At 42.1% G+C, this 25,285-nt stretch carries 24 protein-coding genes and 3 pseudogenes; 12 read left to right on the forward strand and 15 right to left on the reverse strand.

Translation table 11 applies throughout. The features are described 5' to 3' along the window. Window positions 1–280 precede the first annotated feature (280 nt). Window positions 281–3,100, reverse strand: a complete 2,820-nt coding sequence (locus V7L29_RS01375) for a M16 family metallopeptidase (RefSeq protein ID WP_334734295.1) — start codon at window positions 3,098–3,100, stop codon at window positions 281–283. A gap of 411 nt (window positions 3,101–3,511) precedes the next feature. Here V7L29_RS01375 and V7L29_RS01380 point away from each other — a divergent pair, with 411 nt between their 5' ends. Beyond that, a complete protein-coding gene (locus V7L29_RS01380; protein ID WP_334691030.1) occupies window positions 3,512–3,997 on the forward strand; it encodes a hypothetical protein in 486 nt (161 codons plus the stop codon). Window positions 3,998–4,245: 248 nt separating this feature from the next. Here the strand turns inward: V7L29_RS01380 and V7L29_RS01385 are convergent, their stop codons facing one another. The 3 genes from V7L29_RS01385 to V7L29_RS01395 form a co-directional block, all read right to left on the reverse strand. Beyond that, a complete protein-coding gene (locus tag V7L29_RS01385) occupies window positions 4,246–4,404 on the reverse strand; it encodes a hypothetical protein (RefSeq protein WP_334734296.1) in 159 nt (52 codons plus the stop codon). A gap of 93 nt (window positions 4,405–4,497) precedes the next feature. Then, complete coding sequence (locus tag V7L29_RS01390; protein ID WP_334734297.1) at window positions 4,498–4,722, reverse strand: hypothetical protein; 225 nt, start codon at window positions 4,720–4,722, stop codon at window positions 4,498–4,500. A gap of 126 nt (window positions 4,723–4,848) precedes the next feature. Continuing rightward, window positions 4,849–6,942, reverse strand: coding sequence for a prolyl oligopeptidase family serine peptidase (locus V7L29_RS01395; protein WP_334734298.1), 2,094 nt, complete (start codon window positions 6,940–6,942; stop codon window positions 4,849–4,851). Window positions 6,943–7,178: 236 nt separating this feature from the next. On the opposite strand from V7L29_RS01395, the gene V7L29_RS01400 reads away from it, so the two are divergent. After that, window positions 7,179–7,367 (forward strand): hypothetical protein, encoded by a 189-nt coding sequence (locus V7L29_RS01400; RefSeq protein ID WP_334734299.1) that lies wholly within the window; start codon window positions 7,179–7,181, stop codon window positions 7,365–7,367. 269 nt (window positions 7,368–7,636) lie between these two features. Here V7L29_RS01400 and V7L29_RS01405 read toward each other — a convergent pair whose 3' ends face one another. The 3 genes from V7L29_RS01405 to V7L29_RS01415 form a co-directional block, all read right to left on the reverse strand. Beyond that, window positions 7,637–7,852, reverse strand: a complete 216-nt coding sequence (locus V7L29_RS01405) for a DUF2839 domain-containing protein (protein WP_334691033.1) — start codon at window positions 7,850–7,852, stop codon at window positions 7,637–7,639. A 340-nt stretch (window positions 7,853–8,192) separates the two neighbouring features. After that, the gene (locus V7L29_RS01410) at window positions 8,193–8,366 is read right to left on the reverse strand and encodes a hypothetical protein (RefSeq protein ID WP_334734300.1); all 174 of its coding nucleotides are present in this window, start codon (window positions 8,364–8,366) and stop codon (window positions 8,193–8,195) included. Window positions 8,367–8,386: 20 nt separating this feature from the next. After that, a complete protein-coding gene (locus V7L29_RS01415) occupies window positions 8,387–9,937 on the reverse strand; it encodes an ATP-dependent DNA helicase (RefSeq protein WP_334734301.1) in 1,551 nt (516 codons plus the stop codon). 203 nt (window positions 9,938–10,140) lie between these two features. Between V7L29_RS01415 and V7L29_RS01420 the strand changes: the two genes are divergently transcribed. Then, the gene (locus tag V7L29_RS01420; RefSeq protein WP_334734302.1) at window positions 10,141–11,103 is read left to right on the forward strand and encodes a M48 family metallopeptidase; all 963 of its coding nucleotides are present in this window, start codon (window positions 10,141–10,143) and stop codon (window positions 11,101–11,103) included. Window positions 11,104–11,177: 74 nt separating this feature from the next. On the opposite strand, the gene V7L29_RS01425 is transcribed toward V7L29_RS01420, so the two are convergent. Both V7L29_RS01425 and V7L29_RS01430 read right to left on the reverse strand, forming a co-directional pair. Continuing rightward, a complete protein-coding gene (locus tag V7L29_RS01425; RefSeq protein WP_334734303.1) occupies window positions 11,178–11,942 on the reverse strand; it encodes a PEP-CTERM sorting domain-containing protein in 765 nt (254 codons plus the stop codon). A 324-nt stretch (window positions 11,943–12,266) separates the two neighbouring features. Then, window positions 12,267–12,470, reverse strand: a complete 204-nt coding sequence (locus tag V7L29_RS01430) for a hypothetical protein (RefSeq protein WP_334734304.1) — start codon at window positions 12,468–12,470, stop codon at window positions 12,267–12,269. Between the two features lie 218 nt (window positions 12,471–12,688). Here V7L29_RS01430 and V7L29_RS01435 point away from each other — a divergent pair, with 218 nt between their 5' ends. Both V7L29_RS01435 and lysS read left to right on the forward strand, forming a co-directional pair. Further along, window positions 12,689–12,889: a hypothetical protein gene (locus V7L29_RS01435; RefSeq protein ID WP_334734305.1), complete on the forward strand. Its 201-nt coding sequence runs from the start codon at window positions 12,689–12,691 to the stop codon at window positions 12,887–12,889. Window positions 12,890–12,945: 56 nt separating this feature from the next. After that, window positions 12,946–14,631, forward strand: a complete 1,686-nt coding sequence (lysS, locus tag V7L29_RS01440) for a lysine--tRNA ligase (RefSeq protein WP_334734306.1) — start codon at window positions 12,946–12,948, stop codon at window positions 14,629–14,631. Window positions 14,632–14,962: 331 nt separating this feature from the next. On the opposite strand, the gene V7L29_RS01445 is transcribed toward lysS, so the two are convergent. Then, window positions 14,963–15,232: a hypothetical protein gene (locus V7L29_RS01445; protein WP_334734307.1), complete on the reverse strand. Its 270-nt coding sequence runs from the start codon at window positions 15,230–15,232 to the stop codon at window positions 14,963–14,965. 32 nt (window positions 15,233–15,264) lie between these two features. Between V7L29_RS01445 and V7L29_RS01450 the strand changes: the two are divergent. From V7L29_RS01450 to V7L29_RS01460, 3 genes and pseudogenes are all read left to right on the forward strand, one after another. Continuing rightward, window positions 15,265–15,696 (forward strand): annotated as a pseudogene (locus V7L29_RS01450) (hypothetical protein); the annotation flags it as partial. Window positions 15,697–15,760: 64 nt separating this feature from the next. Beyond that, complete coding sequence (locus V7L29_RS01455; protein ID WP_334734308.1) at window positions 15,761–15,955, forward strand: hypothetical protein; 195 nt, start codon at window positions 15,761–15,763, stop codon at window positions 15,953–15,955. Window positions 15,956–16,042: 87 nt separating this feature from the next. After that, window positions 16,043–16,243, forward strand: a complete 201-nt coding sequence (locus V7L29_RS01460) for a hypothetical protein (RefSeq protein WP_334734309.1) — start codon at window positions 16,043–16,045, stop codon at window positions 16,241–16,243. On the opposite strand, the pseudogene V7L29_RS01465 reads toward V7L29_RS01460, so the two are convergent. Next, window positions 16,220–16,414: pseudogene (locus V7L29_RS01465) on the reverse strand (DUF29 domain-containing protein); the annotation flags it as partial. The gene V7L29_RS01460 and the pseudogene V7L29_RS01465 sit on opposite strands and share 24 nt — an antisense overlap. 184 nt (window positions 16,415–16,598) lie before the next feature. Then, entirely contained in the window at window positions 16,599–17,195 is a 597-nt protein-coding gene (locus V7L29_RS01470) for a glyoxalase-like domain protein (protein WP_334734310.1), read from the reverse strand. Window positions 17,196–17,391: 196 nt separating this feature from the next. Here V7L29_RS01470 and V7L29_RS01475 point away from each other — a divergent pair, with 196 nt between their 5' ends. Next, complete coding sequence (locus V7L29_RS01475) at window positions 17,392–18,021, forward strand: sigma-70 family RNA polymerase sigma factor (RefSeq protein WP_334693436.1); 630 nt, start codon at window positions 17,392–17,394, stop codon at window positions 18,019–18,021. A 188-nt stretch (window positions 18,022–18,209) separates the two neighbouring features. Then, a pseudogene (locus tag V7L29_RS01480) lies at window positions 18,210–18,512 on the forward strand (tetratricopeptide repeat protein); the annotation flags it as partial. A 425-nt stretch (window positions 18,513–18,937) separates the two neighbouring features. Here the strand turns inward: V7L29_RS01480 and V7L29_RS01485 are convergent. Together V7L29_RS01485 and V7L29_RS01490 are read right to left on the reverse strand one after the other, a co-directional pair. Next, window positions 18,938–19,657 carry a hypothetical protein gene (locus V7L29_RS01485; protein ID WP_334693437.1) on the reverse strand — a complete coding sequence of 240 codons (720 nt, stop codon included), beginning with the start codon at window positions 19,655–19,657 and terminating at the stop codon, window positions 18,938–18,940. 367 nt (window positions 19,658–20,024) lie between these two features. After that, the gene (locus tag V7L29_RS01490; RefSeq protein WP_334734311.1) at window positions 20,025–21,521 is read right to left on the reverse strand and encodes a sensor histidine kinase; all 1,497 of its coding nucleotides are present in this window, start codon (window positions 21,519–21,521) and stop codon (window positions 20,025–20,027) included. 184 nt (window positions 21,522–21,705) lie between these two features. Between V7L29_RS01490 and ppk1 the strand changes: the two genes are divergently transcribed. Then, entirely contained in the window at window positions 21,706–23,886 is a 2,181-nt protein-coding gene (gene ppk1 / locus V7L29_RS01495; protein WP_334734312.1) for a polyphosphate kinase 1, read from the forward strand. A 357-nt stretch (window positions 23,887–24,243) separates the two neighbouring features. Beyond that, entirely contained in the window at window positions 24,244–24,660 is a 417-nt protein-coding gene (locus V7L29_RS01500) for a response regulator (protein ID WP_334734313.1), read from the forward strand. 130 nt (window positions 24,661–24,790) lie between these two features. Here V7L29_RS01500 and V7L29_RS01505 read toward each other — a convergent pair whose 3' ends face one another. Further along, on the reverse strand, window positions 24,791–24,964 hold the full coding sequence (locus V7L29_RS01505; protein WP_179066585.1) for a hypothetical protein: 174 nt from the start codon (window positions 24,962–24,964) through the stop codon (window positions 24,791–24,793). Window positions 24,965–25,285: the final 321 nt, after the last annotated feature.

The following is a 25,285-nucleotide window of genomic DNA, read 5'->3' on the forward strand; positions in this document are numbered from 1 at the left end:
ATAATTTAATATAAATAATTGATATCCGGTTTAATTACTTAATTTTAGAGCTTAATTTACTTAATATATTTTTAATTTTTCCCTAGAGTATAATCTAAAAAAAGTTTTGATAAATTTTAGGCGATCGCAATTAGTAATATATGGCAATACACTTAGGTCAAGCCTTTCCGCAAACGGTATTGCTGAATAGACTGCTGAGAAAAATCCGAATAAAAGTAAAAGGTCTAATCTCAGCCAACATATAAAGGCGCAAAGCATATCTTTGCGCCTTTATATGAAATTACGATCCAATCTTAGGTACAGTATCTCCAGGTCCGGCGGTGACAATTATCAGATTTTCTGGCTTAATAAAATCCTCAATTGTCTTTTGTACTTGAGCCATAGTGACTGCTTGAATCTGCTGGGGGAAGTCTCGGATTTCTGATCGTGAAAGTCCCAAGACAGCGTTATCCAAAATGATGCTTGATACATCACTGGGATTAGCTAAATCCACGGGGTAGCTATTGGTAATTGAGCGTTTTGCTGCGTTGAATTCAGCCTCAGTTACACCTTGTTCGCGCAACTGTTTGAGTAAAGCCAGAGTACTGGCGATCGCTTTTTGGGTATCTCCAGGAGCAGTCTGCATCTGAATCAAGAACGGGCCAGGATTGATTCCGGCGGCAAAACCACTATAGATACCGTAGGTCAGACCTTGGCGATCGCGCACTTCTGTACCCAAACGGCTCGATAAGGTATCACCACCCAAAATTTGATTTAGCACCAGTGCCGCATAATAACGTGGGTCTTTCCGAGCGATGCCGTTGTAGCCAATGTAAGTAACAGCTTCTGTTTTACCCGGAATTAGTTTATTTAGACGTGTTAAAGTTTGCGGTAATGATATGGACGCTATTTTAAGAACAGGTAGCTTACCTGTGGCTTGCCATTTGCCAAACGCCTGATTCAGCAAAGCTTTTACCTTAACTGGATCAAAGTCTCCTACTAAAGCGATCGTTGTGGTATCTGGTCGGTAGTGTGTCTGGTAGAAGCCAAGCAAATCATCACGAGTAACGCTCTTTAAGCTCTCGGCCGTGGGAAAGCTGTGGAATGGATGATTTTCTGGGTAAATTGCTTGCTGAAATACTTGTCGTCCCAGTCCTCTGGGGTCATCTAGCTGGACTTTGAGACTTGTCAGTGCCCGCTGGCGACTCAGTTCTAACTGGTCGGCTGGGAAAGTGGCGTTTTGTAACACATCTGCTAGAGTTTGAATCAATATCGGCAGATTTGCTGAAAGTCCCTGACCGCTAATACTAGCTCCCTCGCGGCTGGCACCGAAGTTCAAATCGGCTCCTCGGTCTTCTAAGGTTTTTGCTAGGGTAAGAGCATTTTTAGTCTGCGTTCCATTCATTAAGTTGTTCGCAGTTAAATTCGCTAATCCAGCTTTTTGATTGCCGTCAAATTCAGTACCGGCGTCAATTTGTCCACTCAGGTTAATTGTGGGGAGGTTGCGATCGCTTAACAGCAGAACCCGCAAACCATTATTTAAAGTAAACTCTTCTGGTAATGATTGTTTACCCGAATCCGTAGCTGATGTGGCTGGTGGGAGATATTTTGCCAGTTCTGCTGGATCTACAGGCTTACCGGGGCTGAAATTTTCCACCGTGCGACCAGAACCAGCGCTGGAAGTTCCTGGTTTACCATCTGGTTGAGTTGGCTCAAAGAAGCCAATGGTTTGTTTAGCCGGATTGAGGTAAGTTTTTGCTGCTTGCTGCACCTGGGCTGGGGTGACTTTAGCGATCGCCGCCAGATACTTTTCAATAAAACGATAATCGCCGGCGACAGTTTGGTTATATCCTAATTGGCTAGCTTGACTAGTAATGTCTTGGTTACCCAAGACTAAGGAGGCTTGCAGTTGCGTCTTCGCTCGGTTCAACTCTTCTGTAGTGACGGGTTGCTGTTGCAATTTTGCTAAAGATTCCTGGAGCACCTGGGCAATTTTCCCTAACTCTTGACCTGGAGCCGCCGTAGCATTAATTTCATACCAACCTGGTTCGATGAGTTCGGCAGCACCCCCACTCACTGAACTAGCAAGTCCAGATTCCACCAACGCTTGGTAAAGCCGAGAGCTGCGTCCACCTGTGAGGATGGCATCCATCACATCAATTGCTGGCACATCGGGATGCTTAATGTCTGGTAAAGGATAGATAGCTTGTAGCAATGCTGCACTTCCAGGCTGCTTGAGCACAATCGGTGCTTTTTTCGCAACAGGGGTAGCTGGGGAAGCGTCGGCGAGGGAAGAAGATGCAGAGAAATTATCAAGTGCTTTCCTTGCATCATCAAGTACCTTGTCCTCTTTTACTCGTTGCGATAACTTACCAAAAGTTTCTTTTACTACTTTGAGTACAGGTTCTGTGGCAAAATCCCCTGTAATCACCAACGTGGCATTTTCTGGGCTGTAGTAGGTTTGGTAATAATTCCGCACCTGCTCTACCGTGAATTTTTCTACATCTGCTTTTGTGCCTCCCACAGGTAAGCCATAGGCTCTGGTAGGGAAAGCATCTCGCATCACTGCCCGATTCAGACGATAGCCTGGTGAATTTTCGTACCCTTGTAACTCGGAGATTACCACCCGCTTTTCACTTGTCAGTTGCTCAGGCCCAACTAAGGAGTTTTCCATGCGATCGGCTTCTAGTGTCAACAATGCTTCGAGTTTGTCTCGTTGCACTGTGCCAAAGTAAGCTGTTTCGTCATAGCTGGTAAAGGCATTGAACTGGCTACCCAAGGCACTAAACAACCGTCCAAACTGCACTGGACGGTCAGTTGTACCCTTGAACATCAAATGTTCGAGCTGGTGAGAAATGCCATTCTCTCCCTTAACCTCGTTACGTGAACCAACTTTATACCAAACTTGTACGCTCACTACTGGAGCGGTATGGACTTCCTTAGTTAGCACTGTTAAGCCGTTGTCCAATACCGTTTTTTGTACCCCTTGGGTGAATGAGAGAGCAGATACAGGTGCGACTGCTGTCGGTGTTGCAGCATTGGTGAAATTGCCCGAAAAAGGCACAATACTTAGCAGAAGGCTAAGTAAAAACCCGATAAGCATATATAGGCGTAACTTCATAAGCAATGCAAAATTCAAAATCTCTAATTATAAAACAAAACTCTAGTGTCGGTTTGAAAAAGTCAAAAGACTTACATTTTCAGCTTTTTCACCATTTTCAATGGTAGCTTTATTTCTGCCATGCCGTAATAGTCGTTTTTCAAGTTTACCTATTTGCAAGACACCTACGAGCAATTGCCCACATCAAGGGTATAAAAATTCCTTTCTCTCTTTATTGCCACTTATTCCCTATTTTCAATACAGATGTAATTTTACGGCGTGTTACAAATTGTTACAAGTATATTAACAACGATTGCAATGTGTTCCATTTGACAAGTTTTTCGGAATATTTACCTTTATAATAGGTTTAATTACTATTGTCATCCCATCAGGGTAGATATCTTCGTCAAACTAGCAATAACTTTTGAAAATATGCAAACAATAAACTTAATTGCATCATTCACATTAGGTATAACCTTAGCAGGAATACCTGTATTACAATCTCATGCCTTAGAAGAAAACACACCGGACTTGTATAGTTTCACAGGGTATAATTTAAAAGGTGAGAAAGTCAGTATTAATTACTCAACAACAAGCTTTATTGGCAAGCCCTCTTTCCAATATAAAGACCAAAAACAGACATTAAACTTTCAAGGAGAAAAGGAGATCCGTACTGTAGAAACGGAAATTGGTACACTAGTGACTGTGACTATTAAACAAACGGTAAATGGTGAGTACACCACATTTAGCTTGCTCATACCCCGTGTAAAAATTGGATTGGGCAACGAAGTAAAAATTGTAACTAACGGAATCACAACATTCAATCGTTCTTCTACGATTCCTAAATTAAACCAACAGCAGAAACAACTTTATACAATAATCAATCTGAATGGGACAGCCCAATTTGTCCAGTTTTAAGCACAAGAGGGATAAAGAAATTAAACTTTCTTTTTACTAAAATGCAGGAAAGCCGTAAGGGTGTAGGGAAATAATTGTTTCTCTCCAGCCTTATTGCTTCAAATAAATGATGACTTAAATCAAGTAACGATTATTTTGATTCAGCATCGAAGTAGAGTTGATGAATAGTTTTAAGATGTATTTTAAAAATAGGTAATTTAGGCGATGCCTACGGCGGTAAACTACGCTCTCTCCCATTTTCTCTACAATTACCGTTTAATGTGCTTAGGAAAGTTAGAAACTAACAAAGATTCCCCTAATTCACCTTGCTCATTATAGAATTTCATTTGACCTTGTTCATTGCATAACCATACTTCAACGGCTTGAGCTTCTAAATATAAATTTCTTTTAAATTCCATTTCTTCCAAAATGTTACCACTGGATTTGACTTCAACACAAATTTCTGGTGCAATAAATGCTGATACTTCATCTTCAATTTGAGAAAATCGTTCTTCTGAACACTAGACAACATCAGCAACTTTCACACCGTCTGATGTGTTGATAGCACACTCTGGCATTACTTCTCCTGTATTCAAGAAAGATTCTAATAAACGTTGGATTCTTCCTTGATAAAAAGAATGTTTAATTTTGACTGGGCTCATTACGATTTGACCCCATTTATTTAATTCAATTTTGAAAGGTAAATCTTGTAATTGTTTGTGTTCACAAACTTCTTCCCATCTCATAGTTAATATTTGCTTAGAGTTATTGATTTAATTTTAACTCATCTATTAATATTGAGACTCACCCTCGGATTGCAGACAAAATCTCACGCAAAAGCAAGGACACTTGCGTGAGACAATCATATTAGTCTAAACTTCAACATTCAGAGTACGCACCAAAAAAGCCCATTTGTCTGCGGCTTCCTCAATAATCTTAGCCGTGGGTTTACCCGCACCATGTCCTGCTTTAGTTTCAATTCTAATTAGTGTTGGTGCATCACCTGCGTGAGCCTCTTGTAAAGCTGCGGCAAATTTGAAACTATGAGCAGGGACAACGCGATCGTCATGATCAGCTGTGGTAATTAAGGTTGCTGGGTAAGCTGTATCTGGTTTGATGTTGTGTAGTGGCGAATAAGCATACAGCGCTGGAAACTCTTCTGAATTATCTGCTGAACCATATTCGGAAGTCCAAGCCCAACCAATGGTAAATTTGTGGAACCGCAACATATCCATAACGCCGACTGCTGGCAAAGCTGCACCAAACAAATCGGGACGTTGTGCCATGCAAGCACCCACCAATAAGCCGCCGTTACTACCACCTGCGATCGCCAGCTTATCAGTCTTAGTATATTTGTTAGCAATCAACCACTCAGCTGCGCCAATAAAGTCATCAAAGACATTCTGTTTTTTATCCTTCATTCCTGCTTGATGCCATTCTTCGCCGTATTCTCCACCGCCGCGGATATTGGGCATAGCATAGACACCACCCATCTCCATCCATACCAAAAGACTTACAGAAAAACCAGGTGTCATTGAGGCATTAAAACCGCCATAAGCATAAAGATAAGTAGGGTTATTTCCATCTAATTTAATGCCCTTTTTATGGGTAATAAACATTGGCACTCTCGTACCATCTTTGCTCTGATAAAAGACTTGTTTTGTCTCGTAATCATCAGGATTAAAATCTACCTCTGGCTGGCGGAAAACGGTACTTTTACCAGTTACCATATCGTAGCGATAGATAGTTCCTGGTGTGGTAAAACTGGTGTAACTATAAAAAGTTTCGGTATCATTACGCTTCCCTCCAAAGCCTCCGGCTGAACCGAGTCCAGGTAGTTCTACTTCACGAATAAACGTACCTTTGAGGTCAAAAACTTTAATTTGGCTGTGAGCATCTTTGAGGTAATCAGCAACAAATTGGTTATTGAGTATACCGACACTTTCCAACGTTTCTGCTGATTGGGCAATGATTTCTCGCCAATTTTCTGACGTAGGGTTTTTGGTGTCAATGGCAATAACTCGTCCGCGTGGTGCATTTAAATCCGTGCGGAAATAAAACACGCTATCATCATTGTCAATAAAGCTGTAATCTGCCTCAAACTGGTTAATTAGTTCTACGACTTCCGCATTAGGGTTAGTCAAATCTTTGTAGAAAAATAAATTCTTGGAGTCAGTTCCCAGCCAAATTGAAATTACTAGATAGGTTCCATCTTCAGTAACACCGCCACTAAAACCCCATTCCTTTTGGTCAGGACGATGATAAATTAGTACATCTTCTGATTGGGGTTTACTTAGTTGATGATAATATAGCTTTTGATAATAGTTAACATCTTCTAATTGAGTTTTTTCATTCGGCTGATCGTAGCGACTGTAAAAGAAACCTTGATTATCATGTGTCCACGATGCACCAGAAAATTTAATCCACTTCAGGTGGTCTTGCAGGTCTTCACCAGTCTCAACATCGCGAACTTTCCACTCTTGCCAATCAGAACCAGAGGCGGATAAACCGTATGCTAAAAGTTTAGCATCTTCGCTAATAGACAATCCTGAAAGAGCAACAGTGCCATCTTCTGAAAGTTTATTGGGGTCGAGTAAAACTTTGGGTTGGTCGTCGAGGGTTTTTAGGGTGTAGAGGACACTTTGGTTTTGCAGTCCGTCATTTTTGAAATAAAAGTAGCGTTCGGTGGAACCGTCTGGCAGAGATTTGCCTTCTTTAAAAGGGATACCATATTTTTCATAATCCCAAAGTTTGGTGAGGCGCTGTTTAATTTTTTCCCTGCTAGGAATTTCACTCAAGTAGCCAAAAGTAACTTGATTTTGTGCCTCAATCCAAGTCCTTGTTTCTTCAGAGTCAGCATCTTCTAACCAACGGTATGGATCTGCGACTAAAGTAGCGTGGTAGTTATCGACTTGATTGCTCTTGTGGCTGGATGGGTAAGCGAGGGGTTTTTCAGAAAAGGGCATAATCTCAGGTCAAAAGTGCTTCTTTACATACTACAAAGATAGACCCAAGACGTGGAGCTCCAGTTGGCTCTTAATGCTCCTGATTGGACTGCTGCCGCAAGTCAAGAGGCAAACCCTCCCATTAGCATTCCAGTCGGAGATTGAGAACGAGGCAAGATATTAGTACAGCGGGCACGTAAATAGCGCAAAGTCGAGCCAGTCCGTTGGTGGGGTTCCCCCACTTAAAGGAACTGGCGTTGAGCGGCGGTTCTCGCCGTTGGCGTAGCCCGCCTTCTCTACGAGACGCTTCCGACGCTCGCGGACTCGTTCGCGGAGCGTCTCATAGAGAAGAGGCTGCGCTATCGGTTGGCGTAGCCCGCCGTAGGCATCAGTTAGCGCAGCGTAAAGCCTACGGCATAGCAACTCTTAGAGACGCTAACGCGTAGCTTGCTTAAGAGCAGGGGTACGCTTAGAGCGACGCAGCGCAAAGTCTGAGCCGAGGCTTCCTCGGATCAGAACTTTGTAAGAGAGGAGCGTCACTTTGTAACAGAGGAGCGTCACTTTACAAGACGAGCAACCATTCAAAATGGCGCAAAAGCCCGGAATATAATTCTTTTGACTTTTTACTTTTGACTTTTAACTTCCGCCTTGCGGTACTAGTCCCCAGTCCCTCTTTGGGCAGTAGCTCACCGAGTAAGAAGACTAACAGCAGGATTTATGAGACTATTTGCCACCAACCGAAGGCGGGGCCGATAAAACGAATAGTTACCCATCCTATAACCATAAGGCCAATGCCTATCCACGCACCACGAGTAGTCCAACTGACAAATAGTTCGGCTTGAGTTTTTGTGATGGGAAGCCAAGGCAAGATCCGAGTCTCTTGACCGTATGTTTCCCCTAGTCTGGTTTTACGACGCTTTGCTTCACCCATAATCAGCAACTCAAATTTTACTTAGGTTTTAAATTTATCTTGCCAGGAATGATGGCTACTCCAAAGGCGATGAATTACATCACCTTCATAAGCTGATAATAGTGCTTGCTTTTAAACGATCGCACTTTGGTTGACAAAATTTAAATTGGGCATTGGGGAGCCAGTGCGTTGGGGAGGTTGCCGACGCTCGTTCGCCCTTGGCGTCTCCCCTTGGGAGAGGACTCGCTAACGCTGCGCTATTCGTCAATACGCTTGGGTTAAGGCTAAAACTCTTTCTTCAAATCAATTTTTTTAACGAACCGCCAAGGACGCAAAGGACGCAAAGAGAAGGAAGAAATTCTTAACCCAAGCGTATTGCGCTATCCGTTATTCGCCCAGCGTCTTTGACAGGAGAAGCAACTGGCGTCATGGGGCATTGGGGAGCCACTGCGTTGGGGAGCCAGCGCGGGAACAGGGGGTTTCCCCCATGAGCGACTGGCGTCCGGCTCTGCCGACTTAAAGCAAGTGGCGTCATTGGCCATTGATAACTGAACTTTAGGCAGAATTTTCTTCACTAGTATTAGAAAACAGACTGGGATCGAGATAATTAATGCGTGCCAGAGGACTTAAAGCAGCGAGAATTTGAGCGCCGTAGCTACGGTTAACCACGCGACTATCAAGCAAAGCCACGATACCTTGACTTTCTCTTACTGGAGCGATCGCCCGTTGTAATTCATTCAAAGCTGCTGGCAACAAATATAAACGAAACCAATCTTGATGCGATCGCTTATAACGAGCTACCCTACCAGCTACCAGAGGATTTTCCAAAGATGGTAGGGGCAAAGTAGCAATAATTAACAGATGAGGTGCAGGCAAGACTCGTTGATGTTCTCGCCAAAATTCCCAACCGCTAATCAAAATCCCATTTTCATCCAAACAAGTTTTTTCTACTTGCACCCGCGAACCAAACTCTGAGGCTAAAATTGTTGCAACTTGAGACTTGAGTGGTACATCCCCCACTAAGACAACCGTTAATCCTGGTGCTGTAGCACTTAGACAAACCAGTGTACGGACTTTGTGAATAAATGCCGTTTGAAATTCTGGCGTGTTAGGTAGGGGCAACTTATAGGGTACATACAGTTGAATTGCTTCCGCTTGACTTTCAGAAGAGAAATTCAGACAAGTTAAATCGTCCAAACCCAGGCGCTGTTGGAAAAGAGGAGCCTCAGTTTCCGGTTCTATAGCGCTGCCAATTAAAACTACTGGTTGTCGCTGCCAAATGGGCGAGAGTATTTCCCCTAATTCCATTGGGGCGTAGTGCAAAGAAAATAAACCTTGTCGATGGGCAATAGTCGCCCAGAAGAGAGCAGGGGGGGGAAGATTTTCGTCGAGGGTTTGAAATTGTTGCCAGAATTGTTTCCAAGGTTCTGGCAGTGCTTGTACTGACTCTAAAGCAGAATAGAGACGGTTTAAAATTTCTATTTCTGGCTGGGAAATTAGATAGCACTCATAGGGATTAGCAGGATGCTGAAAAAGTTCGTGTGTCAGTTGTATCCGTGCTTCGCGAATTGCCTCAGCTTGGTTTGGGCAAGCTAGCATGAGTTGATCCCAATCATCGGGTTGAATATCTTGGGTAAGTTGATGACGCACCCAATCTTCTAGATCATCTACCCCATCAATAATTGTGGGGATGCCTGGGGGAAAGCGATCGCTACCAGCAAATTGTCCTCTTAACCAAGCTTCTGGGGAGGTCAACAGTAGCCCTTGGAACTGGGCACCAGGCCAAGCGTCGCCTGTCCTAATCGATTTGTTGGCTGGTAGCCACTGCTGTAGGCGGGGAATTTCCACCCGCAGTAGAAGTTGCTGCACCGCTTCTTGAGCAACAATAATCACAGGGCCATGCCACATCAGGGCTGATGCTACGAAACTAGTACGATACCGCCCTTGATAGCCACAAACTGCCCCTACTTGAATTAGGGCGCTACGTCCCAAGCGCAAGGCGCGTGCTACCAACCGTGCCATCGTCAAATGATGGGGCCAGGAAGGGAACCCCGCCTGCGATCGCAAAAAGTTATGTAGTGACAAATGAACTTCTGCCTCAATCACACGCTTTTAATTCCATACAAAGTGATTTTTACTTCCAATTGCCCCATTTCTATTATGTTGTCCTTTGTTATTTGTCCTCTCTTACAAAGTTCTGTTCGCCCTTGGCGAGCTACGCCAACGGAGGAAACCTCCGCTCAGACTTTGCGCTTTGTCCTTTGTGTTTTGACCAATGACTAATGACCAATCACCCAATACCCTGAATTATGCCAACTTACACAGGAATTTCCAGCGAAGCCTTCAGGCATCCACTAGATCGCCAAGCCGAGCAAGCTTTACGAAATTTACCGGGATTTGATTTAATCGCTCGTAAATTTGTGGAATTTGTCTACGAACGCCCTCAATTAGTCTATCTAATGGGTAACACCATCCAAGTCGGGTCGCGTCAATATTCCACTATTTACCAGATGTTTCGGGAATGCGTCCGAGATTTGGACATTTACCCAGAACCGACACTGTTTGTCTCGCAAAATCCCCAAGCAAATAGCTATGCACTGGGGCAAGAGAATCCTTACATAGTCATAAATACAGGGATACTAGACTTACTAGACGAAGCCGAGATTCGGGCGGTGCTAGCCCATGAACTGGGGCATATTAAATGTGGTCATACTATTTTAATTCAAATGGCGATGTGGGCGATGAATGCTGCTTCTGCCTTGGGAGAATTGACCTTCGGCATCGGTAATCTTATAACACAAGGCTTGATTTACGCCTTTTTTGAGTGGCGGCGTAAAGCCGAGTTATCCTCAGATCGCGCCGCACTTCTAGTGATGGATGACTTGAATCCTGTGATGTCAACGATGATGAAGCTCTCTGGCGGTAGTAACAAATATGCCAATGAATGTAGTTTACAAGAATTTATCAAGCAGTCAGAAAATTATCAGGCACTGGATGAAGATGGATTGAATCAAGTGTATAAATTCTTAATGTACAATGGCGCTCAGGGTATGATGTTGAGCCATCCTTTTCCAGTTGAACGCTTGCATTACTTACGGGCGTGGGCAGTATCTGAAGAATATCAGCAAATTCGCCGAGGAAATTATCAGCGATCGCCTGCTTCCGGCTCTGTAAATGTTGCAGCTGAATCTTCCGCAAATGAAACAGAGACTTTGCGCCGTCAAATTGAAGAATTACAGCGAGAAATCGACAGAATCAAAAGGTCTGAGTAAATTGTTTTAGGGTGCGTTAGACAAGCCTAATGCACCAGATCCAGCCTATCTAATAGGTTATAGGCTCCGTAACACTACCTTTGTTCGGTGATTGCTACTTTACTTTTATGTTTGAGAGCTAACCTTGAACTGAGTATACTTAGTATAATTAGAACGCCATTAATGTTAGTGGGTTCAGGAACAGGTTTAGCACTAGGAAGTTCACGAATTGTGAAGGAACCAGAAGAATTGTTTGCGTTTAAATTATCGCCAACATCAACAGAAAAAGTGAAATCCACGGATTCACCAGGAGCGACAGATCCTCCAGTCCATTCAAAACCGAAAGAGCCGTCTTGGAGCAGTTGCGTGAATTTAGACGAGGTAGGCTGAGGGTCAGAGCTTAAACCGTTGAAGTCGAAAGTTGGAATTACAGTACCAGTGGGGACAAGAATTAACTCAGGCGGCCCGAAATTATCGTTAACTCCAAGGCCAATCTTAAAACTAAACCCGTTCCAAGTAGAGTTAGTATTATTTACGGCTGTTTCAGTAAAAAAATACTCTGTTGTCCCTCCTGAAGGTTCAACGAACAATTGAGTATCAATCGGAGCTATAGCTTGAAAGGTTTTGGGTGTACAAGATAAGCCAGGGAAGTTGAGAATCTGATTCTGGCTTGCAGCTGTGCTGTTGTCATTATTAGGAAATGGCGTATTAACGGGAGTTTGAACTTGTGTACAGAATATATCCCCCTGACCTGGCCCCGTAGGCGGATTTATGCTAGTAATGCTACGAGCCTCTGCCGCTCCACCAAAGCATAGATAAAATGCCAAGGTAGTTACTAGGATTTTAGTTATTTTTTTCATTTTCTGATATCTTTTTGGTTGTTAGGAATTCCAGCAACCAAATTTTATCAGGACTTATGCATTGACAGATTAACGTAAATGAGCAGTCAAACGATAATTTTGTACAAACTGGGATTAGAGTCTAGATTTTGGCAAAAGTAAAATTCTTCCTGCTTACTTGGATGAACTGAAAGTACTGCTAATCCAGTTAACTTTGCCACTCTAGTTTTTTTTGGATTTCCTAAAAGCGGATAATATTTTCTAGCTGGACTACCATCCTCTTGGGGTGAGCTTCGGAATTTATTCTCAGGCGGGTTAGTAACGAAGCAAAAAATTTATTTGATGTTAGTAATAACAAGCTTTAAAAAAGAGGGAATTAGAGCAAGTCTCTACCCGTTCCTCGGCTGTGATAATACCCGTTTCAAACATCCGGTGATATTCGTTTACAGTCCACAAGCGCACTCTAGTTTGTGTCATTGTATTTGGTTTGGCGATCGCATTTTCAAGCACAAATATACAAATATCTTTTACTGCTAACTTTTGCAGCATCTATTTATAAATTAATCTTGCCCTATTTGCAATTTAGAAACAGTTTTGGCACATTTTTGTTTCATATTTGTTTTAAATTCAGCTAAGTTTGATATAATTACTAAATTTGCTATTTTTATCTTTTTCCTGATAAGATTTGACTAAAGCAAAAAGCCAGTGCGTCCCGTGGAAAGCTCAGCACTGGCTGTTGCTCCAAACTCAATGGAGACTTATCTATTATGCCTTATCGAGACGATCTCGATAGGTGGTTAGTTGTGCGTTTGCTTGCCAATATGCAACGAGTTGTTCTGGCTCGTTTCCGAACACAATCGGATGCTGATGGTTATTTGCGGGTTATTCAACGCTTAATACCCGATAGCAAATTTTTGGTAGTGTTTGATGGCAATACCAAATTTGAAGTTTGTAAAGATTGCAGATAATCGCCCCACTTGATTGCAGCATCTATAATTAATCTTGCCCTCTTTAGTTCGTTACCATGTCGGAAGAAGATATCCGAGCCGCTAGGCTGGAGAAAGTAGAACAACTCAAACAGCTAGGCACGAATCCCTATGCATATCGTTGGGAATCCACCCATCATGCAGCCCAATTGCAAGAACAATTTGCCGATTTACCCAACGGTGAAGAAGTTGATTTAGAAGTTGCTATAGCCGGACGCATTATGGCGCGTCGCGTTTTCGGTAAATTGGCTTTCTTCACTTTGCAAGATGAAACCGGCACAATTCAGCTTTATCTGGATAAAAATCGCATCCAAGAAAGCATGGCAGATATTGATGCTGATGCCTTTAATCACTTGAAACAACTTACAGATGCAGGCGACATCCTGGGAGCCAAAGGTACTATTAAACGGACTGAAAAGGGCGAGTTATCTGTCTACGTTAAACAATATACTATCCTGACTAAATCCCTGTTGCCTCTACCCGACAAGTGGCATGGATTAACGGATGTTGCCAAGCGCTACCGTCAGCGGTACGTTGACTTGATTGTTAACCCCCAAGTGCGGCAAACTTTCCGCCGTCGCGCCCAAATTACTGCGGGTATTCGTCGCTATTTAGAACAGCAGGATTTTCTGGAAATTGAAACGCCAGTTCTGCAAAGTGAAGCTGGGGGTGCAGATGCACGTCCATTTATCACCTACCACAACACCTTAGAAATGGAATTGTATCTGCGAATTGCCACAGAACTCCATCTCAAGCGGTTGATTGTGGGTGGTTTTGAAAAGGTGTTTGAATTGGGGCGGATTTTCCGCAATGAGGGAATTTCGACTCGACACAATCCCGAATTTACGACGATTGAAGTTTACCAAGCTTACGCCGATTACAACGATATGATGGCGTTAACAGAGGGGATTATTACCACTGTTGCCCAAGAGGTACTCGGCACATTGCAAATCACCTACCAAGGGGAATCTATAGATTTGACACTACCTTGGCGTCGGGTGACAATGCACGATTTAGTTAAAGAAGTTACAGGCTTGGATTTCAATTCGTTCCAAACTTTGGAAGAAGCAAAAACAGCAAGTAAAAATGCTGCTATTCCTGATGTAGATGAAGCCCAATCAATTGGTAAGTTACTGAATTTAGCTTTTGAAGAGAAAGTAGAGGCTAATTTAATTCAACCTACCTTTGTAATTGATTATCCTGTAGAAATTTCGCCTTTAGCAAAACCCCACCGTTCTCAACCTGGTTTGGTGGAAAGATTTGAGTTATTTATAGTAGGGCGAGAAACTGCCAACAGCTTCTCAGAACTTACCGATCCCATCGAGCAAAGAGAACGCCTAGAAGCCCAAGCTGAAAGAAAGGCTGCTGGCGACTTAGAAGCCCAAGGTGTAGATGAAGACTTTCTAACAGCTTTAGAATACGGTATGCCGCCTACGGGTGGTTTGGGGATTGGGATTGATCGGTTGGTAATGTTATTAACTGATAGTGCCAGTATTCGGGATGTAATTGCCTTCCCTCTACTCAAGCCCGAAGGCAGCGTTATTAAGCAATTTAGCTACGAGCCAAAAACTCAAACACTAACTATTGAATTTGATAGTGGAAGTGTTTACGAGTATTTCAAAGTACCTCCTAGTGTTAAGGAAGACTTAGACAATGCACCGTCTAAAGGTCAATATTTTAACAAGTTTATTAAAGGAAAATTTAAGTTTGAACAATTGAGTTGAGATAGTAACTGCCATTCAATAGTAGGGTGTGTTAGGCAAAGCCATAACGCACCATTTTTATTGCCTAAGTTGCACTCCCGTAATCTAACGGTTTATCTTAACGGCTGCTACTCCTCAGCGATTTGTGATGCTGCACGCCTTTATGAAAAAATACGATGACGCTATTAAAGATAGAGACAAAGAACCTGCAAAAGTAAGATTGCATGAATTGCAGCAGAGGGAAAAGTAATGAAAAAGCCTAATTTTCAAGCTTGGTTGCAGCAGAAAGTCAGCGACGAACCAGAGGTGATTCTGGCAGAAAAGTTAGAGTACTGAAGGGGTGACAAAGGAGCTATAAAGCAGACTGGATAGGAGTCATAGCACGTAGACCCTTCTGAAAATAGGGTAGTTTATTGGGCTTTAAGCGCATCAAATCATGAGCTAAATCAGTCCAAAACTCCATTGCATTTACCCATAACTGTCCATACAAACCGACCCAAAAGACACTATGTCTGTGCTGCGATCGCTGTAATTCCTTGAGACGACCAACATATTTTTGTAGTCCCATTTGACGGGAGTTCCAACCAGCTAAAATAGCACAAGTATAAGCAATAGCAATCAATAAAATTAGTGCTATCAGGCGTTGACCATCATGCCAAATTAATTAACTTTATTGCTAATAATATTAAAAATTCTGGCGGGACAATTGTACAACGCTATATTATAGACCTGTCTATGGCAACTGATATAATTGTTAGCAGTAGGCAAGAGAGGCCACTATGTATTCAACTCACTAGTACAGCTTGGCGGAAATAAACCCACCATTACGAACCTTGAAAAAATCATCATTTGCAGTCTTTGAAAATGGTAGGCGTATTTACGCCGCATGGTACTAGTGTTTCAGAGGAACTTTCTCAAGAAAAGTTTGATGATTGGGAAAATACCCTAATTTTTTGGGCAATACATAGAGGATTATTTTTAAGTTACAATCCTCGTGCAACTGATTTTGTAAATCAGATAGTCAACATATTATTATATAACAGCGATAATCTTAGTATAGGTAGTTATTTAAAATTTAATTTATAGTTGTCGGTTACTTCCATTTACGGGATTTGTATAGCCTCGTTATTACTTAACAAAGTGAGTCCTTATGGTTCAGGAAAAACAATCTAACCGTCAACAGAGATTAGACAACTTTTTACAAGCTGTAGAAACTGCTCAAAAATTACAGGATGACATTATGAAGTATGGGCTTGAAGCCGCCCATTTATATTGTAACGATGTTGATGGAGATTGGCTAGAAACATGGGGTGAAGACGAAGATGAGCAGCAAATTTTTGTATAATTAGTAACTAATTTCCTGCAAAGTGATGACTTAGTAGCTGTGAGGGTAAGAAAGCTACTAAAAGATAAATCGCTAAAAGAAATTGCTGTGAAGTTGGAAAGAGGTTTGAGTTTATCTGAACAACAAGACAGGATTTTTGCTGTTAAAAATGTATTAACGGGTAGTGTAGCAGTTGAAGATAGTAATTGTGGAACCAGTGATGAAATTGAGTTGTTAGATTTAGCTGAGAGTTTGCTGAACAAGTTAGGTAATTTTTTAAAAAGTCTGCCATTTCAGCAGGTGTCCTAGCAAAACTCCCAACCGATTTCTCAATTCTTGCCGTTCTCTTCTACCCAAAGTTTCAATTTCTTCAATCAGGTTAACCGTATCTAACTGATCCCACTGTTGAGTTTTGAGCAAGCTAACCTGCTCTTGAGTCCAAGTATAGAAATCTGTTTTATACAGATGAGATGTGTACATCTTTTCAACAGTCATAAGCTTTTATTTAGTAAAACCCGATAATGACTTTAAATAATCAATGGTAGAGCGATGCCTACGGCGGCAAGCTACGCCTCACCTACTATATAAAAAAAGATTGGGTGGTGCGATGCCTACGGCGGCAAGCTACGCACCACCCAACCTAAAATAATCTAAAATCTAATCACTAATTCGCTACTTCAGCCACCTCAATCACCCGCCCTTCATAGTCCTTGACTAAAAAATTCAGCGGCTTCTGGTTACGAATCTTGAATTTCAAACCGCGCATTTCGACTCGCATTAAAATCATTTCTAAGCAGTCGTGGTCAAAGCAAACGTGGCGTTGCTGATTTTTGATACCTAAACTCGCGCCAGTAATGACGTGTAGCTGAGTGTTTTTCTTCAATTGATACCACAGCCCATCGTTGGCATTATTCATCATTTTACTAGACAAGCTCGGCCCAGTAGACATATATAGTGGATCAATGCCAGTTGCACCTATAGTTTGTTCGTAGTTGTAGTAGTAGTGCAAGGGCACCTCAGCTGCTGGCAAATCTAGCAGCCCTTCATACAACTGTCGGGCAATCTCCAAATCTGACACCATTACAGTGTGTACTTTTGGGGCACTGGTGAGAAACATCCACATGGCACCAGCATAAGCTGCTAGCAGCATCACCATAATGCCTTGGGTGGAGAATAGGCTATCTAAGGGCAGAGAAGGCAGAAAGGAGCCTAAAGTAAGGGGACTGAGCAGGAACGATATCACACTAACTGCTATAACCATGAACAAATAAGGATTCTATAAGGGAGTCAATTTTATGATTGTCAATTCAGACTAAAATTAAGTCTTTGTTTCTAGTTTATCAATACTCAAGTAGTCTAAGTCTCATCTACAAACTGAGCAACACCAAGATATTATGCGATTAACTACAAGAGTGCAATTTCCAAAACTATTTTAACAACTATCAACTCAAAGGCTTGTGCAAATTCCTCATTTTCCCGAAGCTAATCACCCCCTGGTGAAGTCGCTGTTTCATCACAGTGACCATGAACTACTGACTCTGTTTCAACGCTATCCAGATGCCGGAAAGTACTTTACGGTGATTTTTTGCCGCTATAGTCCCATAGTGTATACCTTAATTCGGCATTCGGCGCGATCGCCTGTGCAGGCAGATTATCTGTTTGCTCTCACCTGGCGGCATATCTACTACGAACTCGGTGGACTAAATTTAACCGACTCGGAATCAGACGAGTCAGCCTTAACCATGCAAAATTGGTTAATTAATATGACAGCTTTCTGTATTAATGAGATTAAGTTACCACCTACAGAAGCAATTCATTATTCTCTGCAAGCGACTTCGCCACCGCTATGGTGCTATGTAGAACAGGCATTAGACCAACTACCAGCAGTTTTGCGATTAATTGTGTTAATGGCTCAAACTTTCCACTGGAGCGAAACTAGAATCGCTGCTTATCTGCAAGCCGAAGGAGAAGCGATTGCTCCAAGTGAAGTAGCCAATTTTCTCCAGAAAGGCTATCGTATGCTAGAGGAAAAATTACCCACAGATATCCGCGCCATATACTTTGAGGAAGATTTTGCTCAAACCTAAATCAAGTATAAACGCGTATAATTATTGTATTTTAATTTAACAAACTTAAACCCGCAACTTTACGGGTAATTTTTATGAAACAACGGCTTTTATTTCCCAGGCAAAAGGTAGGTTTAGTTTGGGTAGGTAAGCCAGTGCGTTGCTCTGGTCAAGAGAGTTGTAGCAACTCGCGTGCGATTTCTCATTCCCGCGATCGCACTAATGAATTACGAGTGATTGACGGTTTAGTTACAGCTCATAGTGCTGTAGGACGCTACGAACGGGCTTTTGATTTACTAGAGCAACGTTTAACACTCGCTAAAGAATTGCAAAATTTGCGAGAAGAATTAAAATCTTTTGAGTTTTATGCTCAATTATACAAGCAGCAAGGTAATTACCTCACTGCCCGCAATTTTTACGAAAGGGCAATTATACTGGCGCGGACATTGGAAGACAGCAAACAAGAAGTGCAATTGCTAGATCAGCTAACTAAAATGCTTCAGCGAAAGTAGGAGTTTGGAGTTTGGAGTCATTGAATTTTAGATTTTAGATTTTAAATTTTTATTTCAATCCAAAATTCAAAATTCAAAATCTAAAATTGGCAGAGTTAAGAGTTAGGAGTACCTTTGCGAAAGTATACCAATAACGCACTCAGCGTTACGCTCTTTTTCACCATTTTTCGCACCTGTATAACCTAAAAATTAACGTAAATTTGATGGCTCATATAGTGTCCGTCTAATTAGCCCAATCAAAATACCTCTAAGAGGTTTTACTACGCAAAACTGTCCCTCTACGACTCAAAGAGGGAGAGACTTGAACTAAAGTTCAAGGCAGGGAGAGCTTTGTCGAACTCACGTTAAAAATTAGTGTGAACGGGAGTAGAAGAGTTAGGACTAAAGAGTTGTTTAACTCCTCACTCCTAACTTTTAACCTTTGATTAATTCAAGAACACTGAACCGTTTCGTTCAATTCTCATAGTACTTCTACCCTGTGCTGCATCAGTGGCTTCCTTAAATGTAACTTCCAAGTTTCCTGCGTCTGAAGAAGGTTGTGGAGTCACTATCAATTGTCCGTGATCTTCTCGTTCAAATGTCACCGTTATTGGTGCGCTTAGAGCTTGCAGTGTTACATCTGACTTACCTGCTAGCGATCGTGGTGCCGTATCACCAATCACTTGGAAAGTTATATTAGCCGCAGTCTCATTTACCAACTTGATATTAAGCTTACCATTAGTCAGTGTGATCGTAGCGTTGGGGGTTTGCCGTGGTTCTACTAGTGGGGGTTGGTCAGTGGAGGCCGCCCCTGGTGAGGGCTGTTGGGCTTGATCACTAGAAACTGGGCGTGGTGGTATGACATTTGGTTGTGGAGCTTCACCGCCGACACCCAATGTTGTTTGCTCTTGTGATGGGGTCGCAGGGGCAGGAAGAAGCCCTTGTTCAGCTAGTCTTTTTGTTAGCGCATTAGGAGGACATCCCTGCGGAACTACAACCCGACTATTATGTGGTTCTTCGTAGAAAATCTTAGGACAAGGGTTAATCTTGGAAGTAGACTCCTGTGCTACTGCTTGAGAAATGGCTGGCAGACTAATCACTAATCCCCCCAAAATAGCGCCAAATAACTCAGCAGACTTGCGAAACTTTTGAGAATTTATATTCATTATTGACTCCTAGAAAACTCCAACTTTTCTTTCTTAAATGATTTCTCAAGCAGTAAATTAAATTAGGGGTTATCAGTCGTTGAGTAGATTTATTTCTAATATTTAACAAACCAATCGATTTTTCGTATCTAGCTAAGGACACGAAAATCAACTAAAAAATTAAATATATTTCATTCTCAAGACTGAAAACTTCAATCGTCAAAGAAGACCACAAATTTTAATCATTGTGATTAACCACATTTTTGTAACAGTCAAATTGTTTTGTTTAACATCCCGCTAGAAAATAAATTTCCTGGCAATAGTTAAAGCTCACTTGAGTCGGCTGAAATTTTACATCTATCACGGGAAACAAATATTTATTGCCGGATTAAGACTCAAGAGTTATTGGTAAAGTGACAGTAAACGTCGTGCCAATGCCTTGGATACTTTCAACTTGAATATGACCCTGATGATATTCAACAATAGCAGCAGCGATCGCTAATCCCAATCCTGAACCAGTAGCACTAGCTGTAGCTGTATTTCCAGTTGTATGAGTCCGTGCCGGATCTACCCGATAAAAGCGGTCAAACAAGCGTGGTAGTGCTTCTGCTGGAATTCCAACTCCGGTATCACTCACTTTAACTTGCAACTGGGCACTCGTGTAACGTAGTCCAGAAACGCGATTTATTCCCTCTATCCGCGCCAATTCCACTTTCACCCGTTCACCCGCAAAACTGTAATGTAAGGCATTAGCAATTAGATTTGTGAACAGCCGCACCAGTTGATCCCAATTGCCCATAAGCGTAAACCAATTTTCCAGTAATTCGGGGCTAGTTTCCGAGGCGGGAGGATCAACTAAATCTAGAGAAAGGGTAATTTCTTTTTCAGGGATTAACAATTGTTGTTCTTCAACCACCTCCATCAGCAAAGCGTCCAGTGGACAAGGTGAAAAGATATTTTTGCTAATACCACTATCCTGCCGTGCGAGGAACAGTAAGTCATTGACTAACTTACCCAAACGCTGCGTTAACCGTTCCACCACTTTTAACTGTTGCCGATACTGCAAAGAAGTAGTCGTTTCTACGTCTGCTAAATCCAAGTCAGCAAGGGCGACTTGCACATTGGTTTGAATCAAAGTAATTGGACTTCTAAGTTCATGGGAAGCATCAGCAGTAAATTGTTTAAGGCGTTGGTAAGACTCTTTTACAGGTTCGATCGCTTTACCCGAAAGAAACCAGCCACTTGCGCCTACAGAAAGCACCATTAACCCAATACCCAGCGCCAAATCAAAAATTAACTGGCGACTGGGTTTAGTGACTTCAAACCAGGGGTGGCTTACACGCAAATATCCTAATACTTGCCGTCCCATTTGCACCCGTTGTGTGACTTGTCGCAACAACAGTACTGAGTCAGGAGTAAAAAGTGCTGAATCAGGAATTTTAAATTTTGAATTTTGAATTTTGAATTTTGAATTTTCCCTCTCTCTCTTGACTACGCGCACAGTTTCACCAGTGCGGTTGACATGAATAGGAATATTTAGGGGTTCGGATAGCGTTGACCAAAGTAATTCACCAGTCGGACTAAACCATTCTAGGTCGATGTGGTCATCTTCTACGGTGTCGGTATTGTCACGAAAACTGGCTTCTACATTAATGCGAAATTTATCTGCATCAGTATTAATTGGCTCAAATATGAGCGTAGATGCACAGCGGCTTGTTGTCAGACAACGTTCCACTATTTCCACTACATGGTTAAGGGTATCATCAATCCGCTCAATCAGTGTACTGCGAACGTATAAATAAACGCCGCTAGCAAACAGTAGTAGTAATACAGCAGTAACGGCAGTGTACCAAATTGCAAGACGGCGGCGAGTAGCTTGAAACATAGTTATGAGTTATAAATCTTTGCTGTGCGCCCCTATGAAAACCTGTATTCAAGATAATTGAAATTGACTGTAAAACGTACATATGGCTATTCGTTGCCTTAGCGTTATCTTCAAGCACCATTTAACTTACTATGTTTATTGTCCCCCAGTTAAATGGCCCACATCTGCCTGCCCTTAGGTCATTATGGCAAAATCTAAGAAAAGCGCTACCCCCATCAATCTCAACGATCCACAATATTATCTTAACCGAGAGTTAAGCTGGCTAGAATTTAATGGTAGGGTGTTACATGAAGCCTGCGACGATCGCACACCCCTTCTCGAACGCCTGAAGTTTTTAGGAATCTTCAGTTCTAATTTGGATGAGTTTTTCATGGTGCGCGTTGCTGGTTTAAAGCAACAAGTAGAAGCGAAAGTCAGCCTGTTAACTCCCGATGGTCGAACACCACAACAACAGCTAGACGATATTAGGTCTACCCTCACTCCCCACGTCAAGAAACAGCATCAACATTTTGAGCAAGTACTTCGTCCCCTATTAGCAAATCATGGCATTCATATTCTGAATTACATAGATTTGAATCAAAAACAGCGGACTCATCTCAACAGTTATTTTGAGGAACAAGTCTTTCCAGTTTTGACTCCCTTGGCTGTTGATCCTAGTCATCCCTTTCCTTTTATTTCCAATCTCAGTCTGAATCTGGCTGTTGTAGTCAAGAATCCAGACACCGAAGAAGAATTTTTTGCCAGAGTTAAAGTCCCCAGTGTTCTGCCACGATTTTTACCGATACCGCCTGAGTTGGGAACTGTGGACAACGATAAACCTACCCATTGGACTGGAGTACCTTTAGAACAAGCGATCGCTCATAATTTAGAATCTCTATTTCCAGGGATGAATATTCAAGAATATCATCCGTTCCGCATTACCCGTGATGCCGATTTGGTCTTAGAAGAAGATGAGGCAGATGACTTATTGTTAGCGATCGAACAGGAACTACGAAAACGGCGGCTGGGTGGTAGTCCAGTCCGGCTAGAAATTCAATCCCAGACTCCTGAAATAGTGCGATCGCGATTATTGCATGATTTGGAATTAACAGAAAGTGATCTTTACGAAGTAGACGGTCTTTTGGGCCTGCGGGATTTGATGTCTTTTATGGCCTTGCCATTGCCGGAACTCAAAGATCCACCACGCCAATCTGTTGTACCAGTACGCCTGCAAAGGCTGAGGGAACCGAGTTTAAACCCAGATTCATTGGAGACGGACGAAGGAAAAGACTTTTTTGCTGTGATTCAGGAAAAGGATTTGCTAGTACACCATCCCTATCAATCCTTTTCGGCTACAGTAGTGCGCTTTATTACTCATGCTGCCTACGATCCGAATGTGTTAGCCATCAAGATGACTCTTTACCGGACTTCTGGCGACTCGCCCATTGTCAACGCCTTAATTGCTGCTGCCGAAAATGGCAAACAGGTATCCGTGCTGGTGGAATTAAAGGCGCGATTTGATGAGGAGAATAATATTTATTGGGCAAAACGACTAGAAAGAGTTGGAGTTCATGTTGTCTATGGTTTAGTGGGACTGAAAACCCACAGTAAAACCGTGATGGTGGTACGGCGGGAAAAAGACCGGATACGTCGCTACGTGCATATTGGCACGGGTAACTATAACCAGAAAACGGCACGGCTGTATACAGATTTGGGATTGTTTAGTTGCCGTGAAGAATTAGCTGCTGACATCACAGATTTATTTAATTTCTTGACAGGATACTCCCTGCAAAAGTCTTATCGAGAGTTGCTAGTTGCACCTGTGAATATGCGCGATCGCTTTTTGACACTAATTCACCGCGAAATCGAAAATGTTCAAAATGGATTTTCTGGACGCATTGTTGCCAAAATGAATGCCCTAGTCGATCCAGAAATTATCGCCACTTTATATGAAGCTTCCCGCGCCGGAGTGCAAATTGACTTAATTATCAGGGGCGTTTGTTGTTTGCGCCCAGGACTCAAAGACATTAGTGAAAACATTCGCATAATCAGTATTGTCGGTCGCTTTTTGGAACATTCTCGGATTTATTATTTTCATAACAATACACAAGAGGAAATCTATATCGGCAGTGCCGACTGGATGCGCCGCAACTTAGATCGCCGAGTGGAAGTAATTACCCCAGTGAAAGACCCTGATATTGCCAAAGATTTGCAAGAAATCATGGGAATTATGCTCGCAGATAATCGCCAAGCTTGGGAATTACAAGCCGATGGCACTTACATTCAACGGCGTCCCTATGATGATTCTCCAGAAGCTAATTCACAAAAAATTCTCATGAATATGGCACTACGCTCAACTGGTGTAGCCTCAAACCTGATTAATTAAAAAATAAGTTACTTCTACCTTGACAACTAGCTCAACTTAGTTTTTTTATAAAACTTGAAGTTTTTTAAGACTTACGCAATAACCCTCTGAAAGTTTTATTCTTTTGTGTCCTACACTTCTCCTTCAAAGACGCTAGCGAACGGGAAGCCATTTCTCTACGAGACACTCCGCAAACGTGTCTATGCATTCTTTGCGGTTCGTTTTTTCATAATTTTGCGTAAGTCCTGTTTTTGATAAGTTATCTAAATTGTTTGTCATGGGTTCACATAAGTTATTCAACCATAGGATAGAGTCAGTGCTGGCACTTGTTCCCATAAACTGGAGAGATTATTCTGAATAAACATATCTTTTTCCTCAATGTTAATGTTATCGTGTGAGCTTTCTACCTTGCGTGTTCTAGTAGTTGATGACCACGAACTGACTCGTTTAACCTTACAATTAGTTTTTTCTTGCCAGGAAAATATTCAAGTAGTAGGTTTAGCCAGTAATGGTGAAGAAGCTATAGAAATGGTTAAACGTTGCCATCCTGACGTGATTGTTCTAGATTTACAGATGCCAGTCATGGATGGCTGGAGTGCGTCTAGTCAGATTAAAACTATATCTCCCAACACCCAGATCCTTGCTTACTCCTCAGTGGAAGACGTAAATTTTCCAGGGACAAAGGCAATGTCTAGCTTTGATGAGGTTTGCAAGAAAGATGTACCGACAAGCGAACTTATTGCCTTAGTTAGGCAGTTAGGTCAGCGTGCAGCAGATGGTTTAGTTGCAGGATAAATAATACAGCTATGTTGCTTCGCAAACTTCGGCTTAGTTCAATATCTGGGGATTTGAGGAGATGATATTACTAAGGAGCGTCGGTATAGCCTAAACTTGACGGTTAGACCGACGCAGTTTTAGATAATTTCTACTCTACCGGAATGGTTCGTCTAAATTCATCAATTAACTCATCTAGTTCTTCCAAAGCCTGATTTACGTCAACTCTCAAAGTTCCCAGGTTTGGTTGCTCCAGTAGGCTTAACAGGTACTCGCGTTTACTTTGAACTGCGACAATTCGTTCTTTTATAGTCTGTAAATCCATTATTTTTTCCTATCTTTAACTACCTTTAAATTTAAAGTTAACTCAAAATCCAATATTCTGGGGCACTATACGTCTTTAGTAGTGCACTACACTAACTTTCCTACTTTAGAAACTCTCCCTGTCTCTCATACCCCTACTCTTGAAGCAAGTTTACGCGCAGTGTCTCTGATAGGAGAAGTTCTGAACTAAGGAAGCCAGAAGCTCCTGACTTCTCTTTGTGTCAGTGTTAATCTGGCAATTTTGAGTTGGTTTAATACTACCGTCTAGTTGACGATGTTCTTCCCTAATTTGTTACTCATAGCCGATGATAATAAAACTGAG

The organism is Nostoc sp., assembly GCF_036916575.1.
GTDB lineage: Bacteria > Cyanobacteriota > Cyanobacteriia > Cyanobacteriales > Nostocaceae > Nostoc.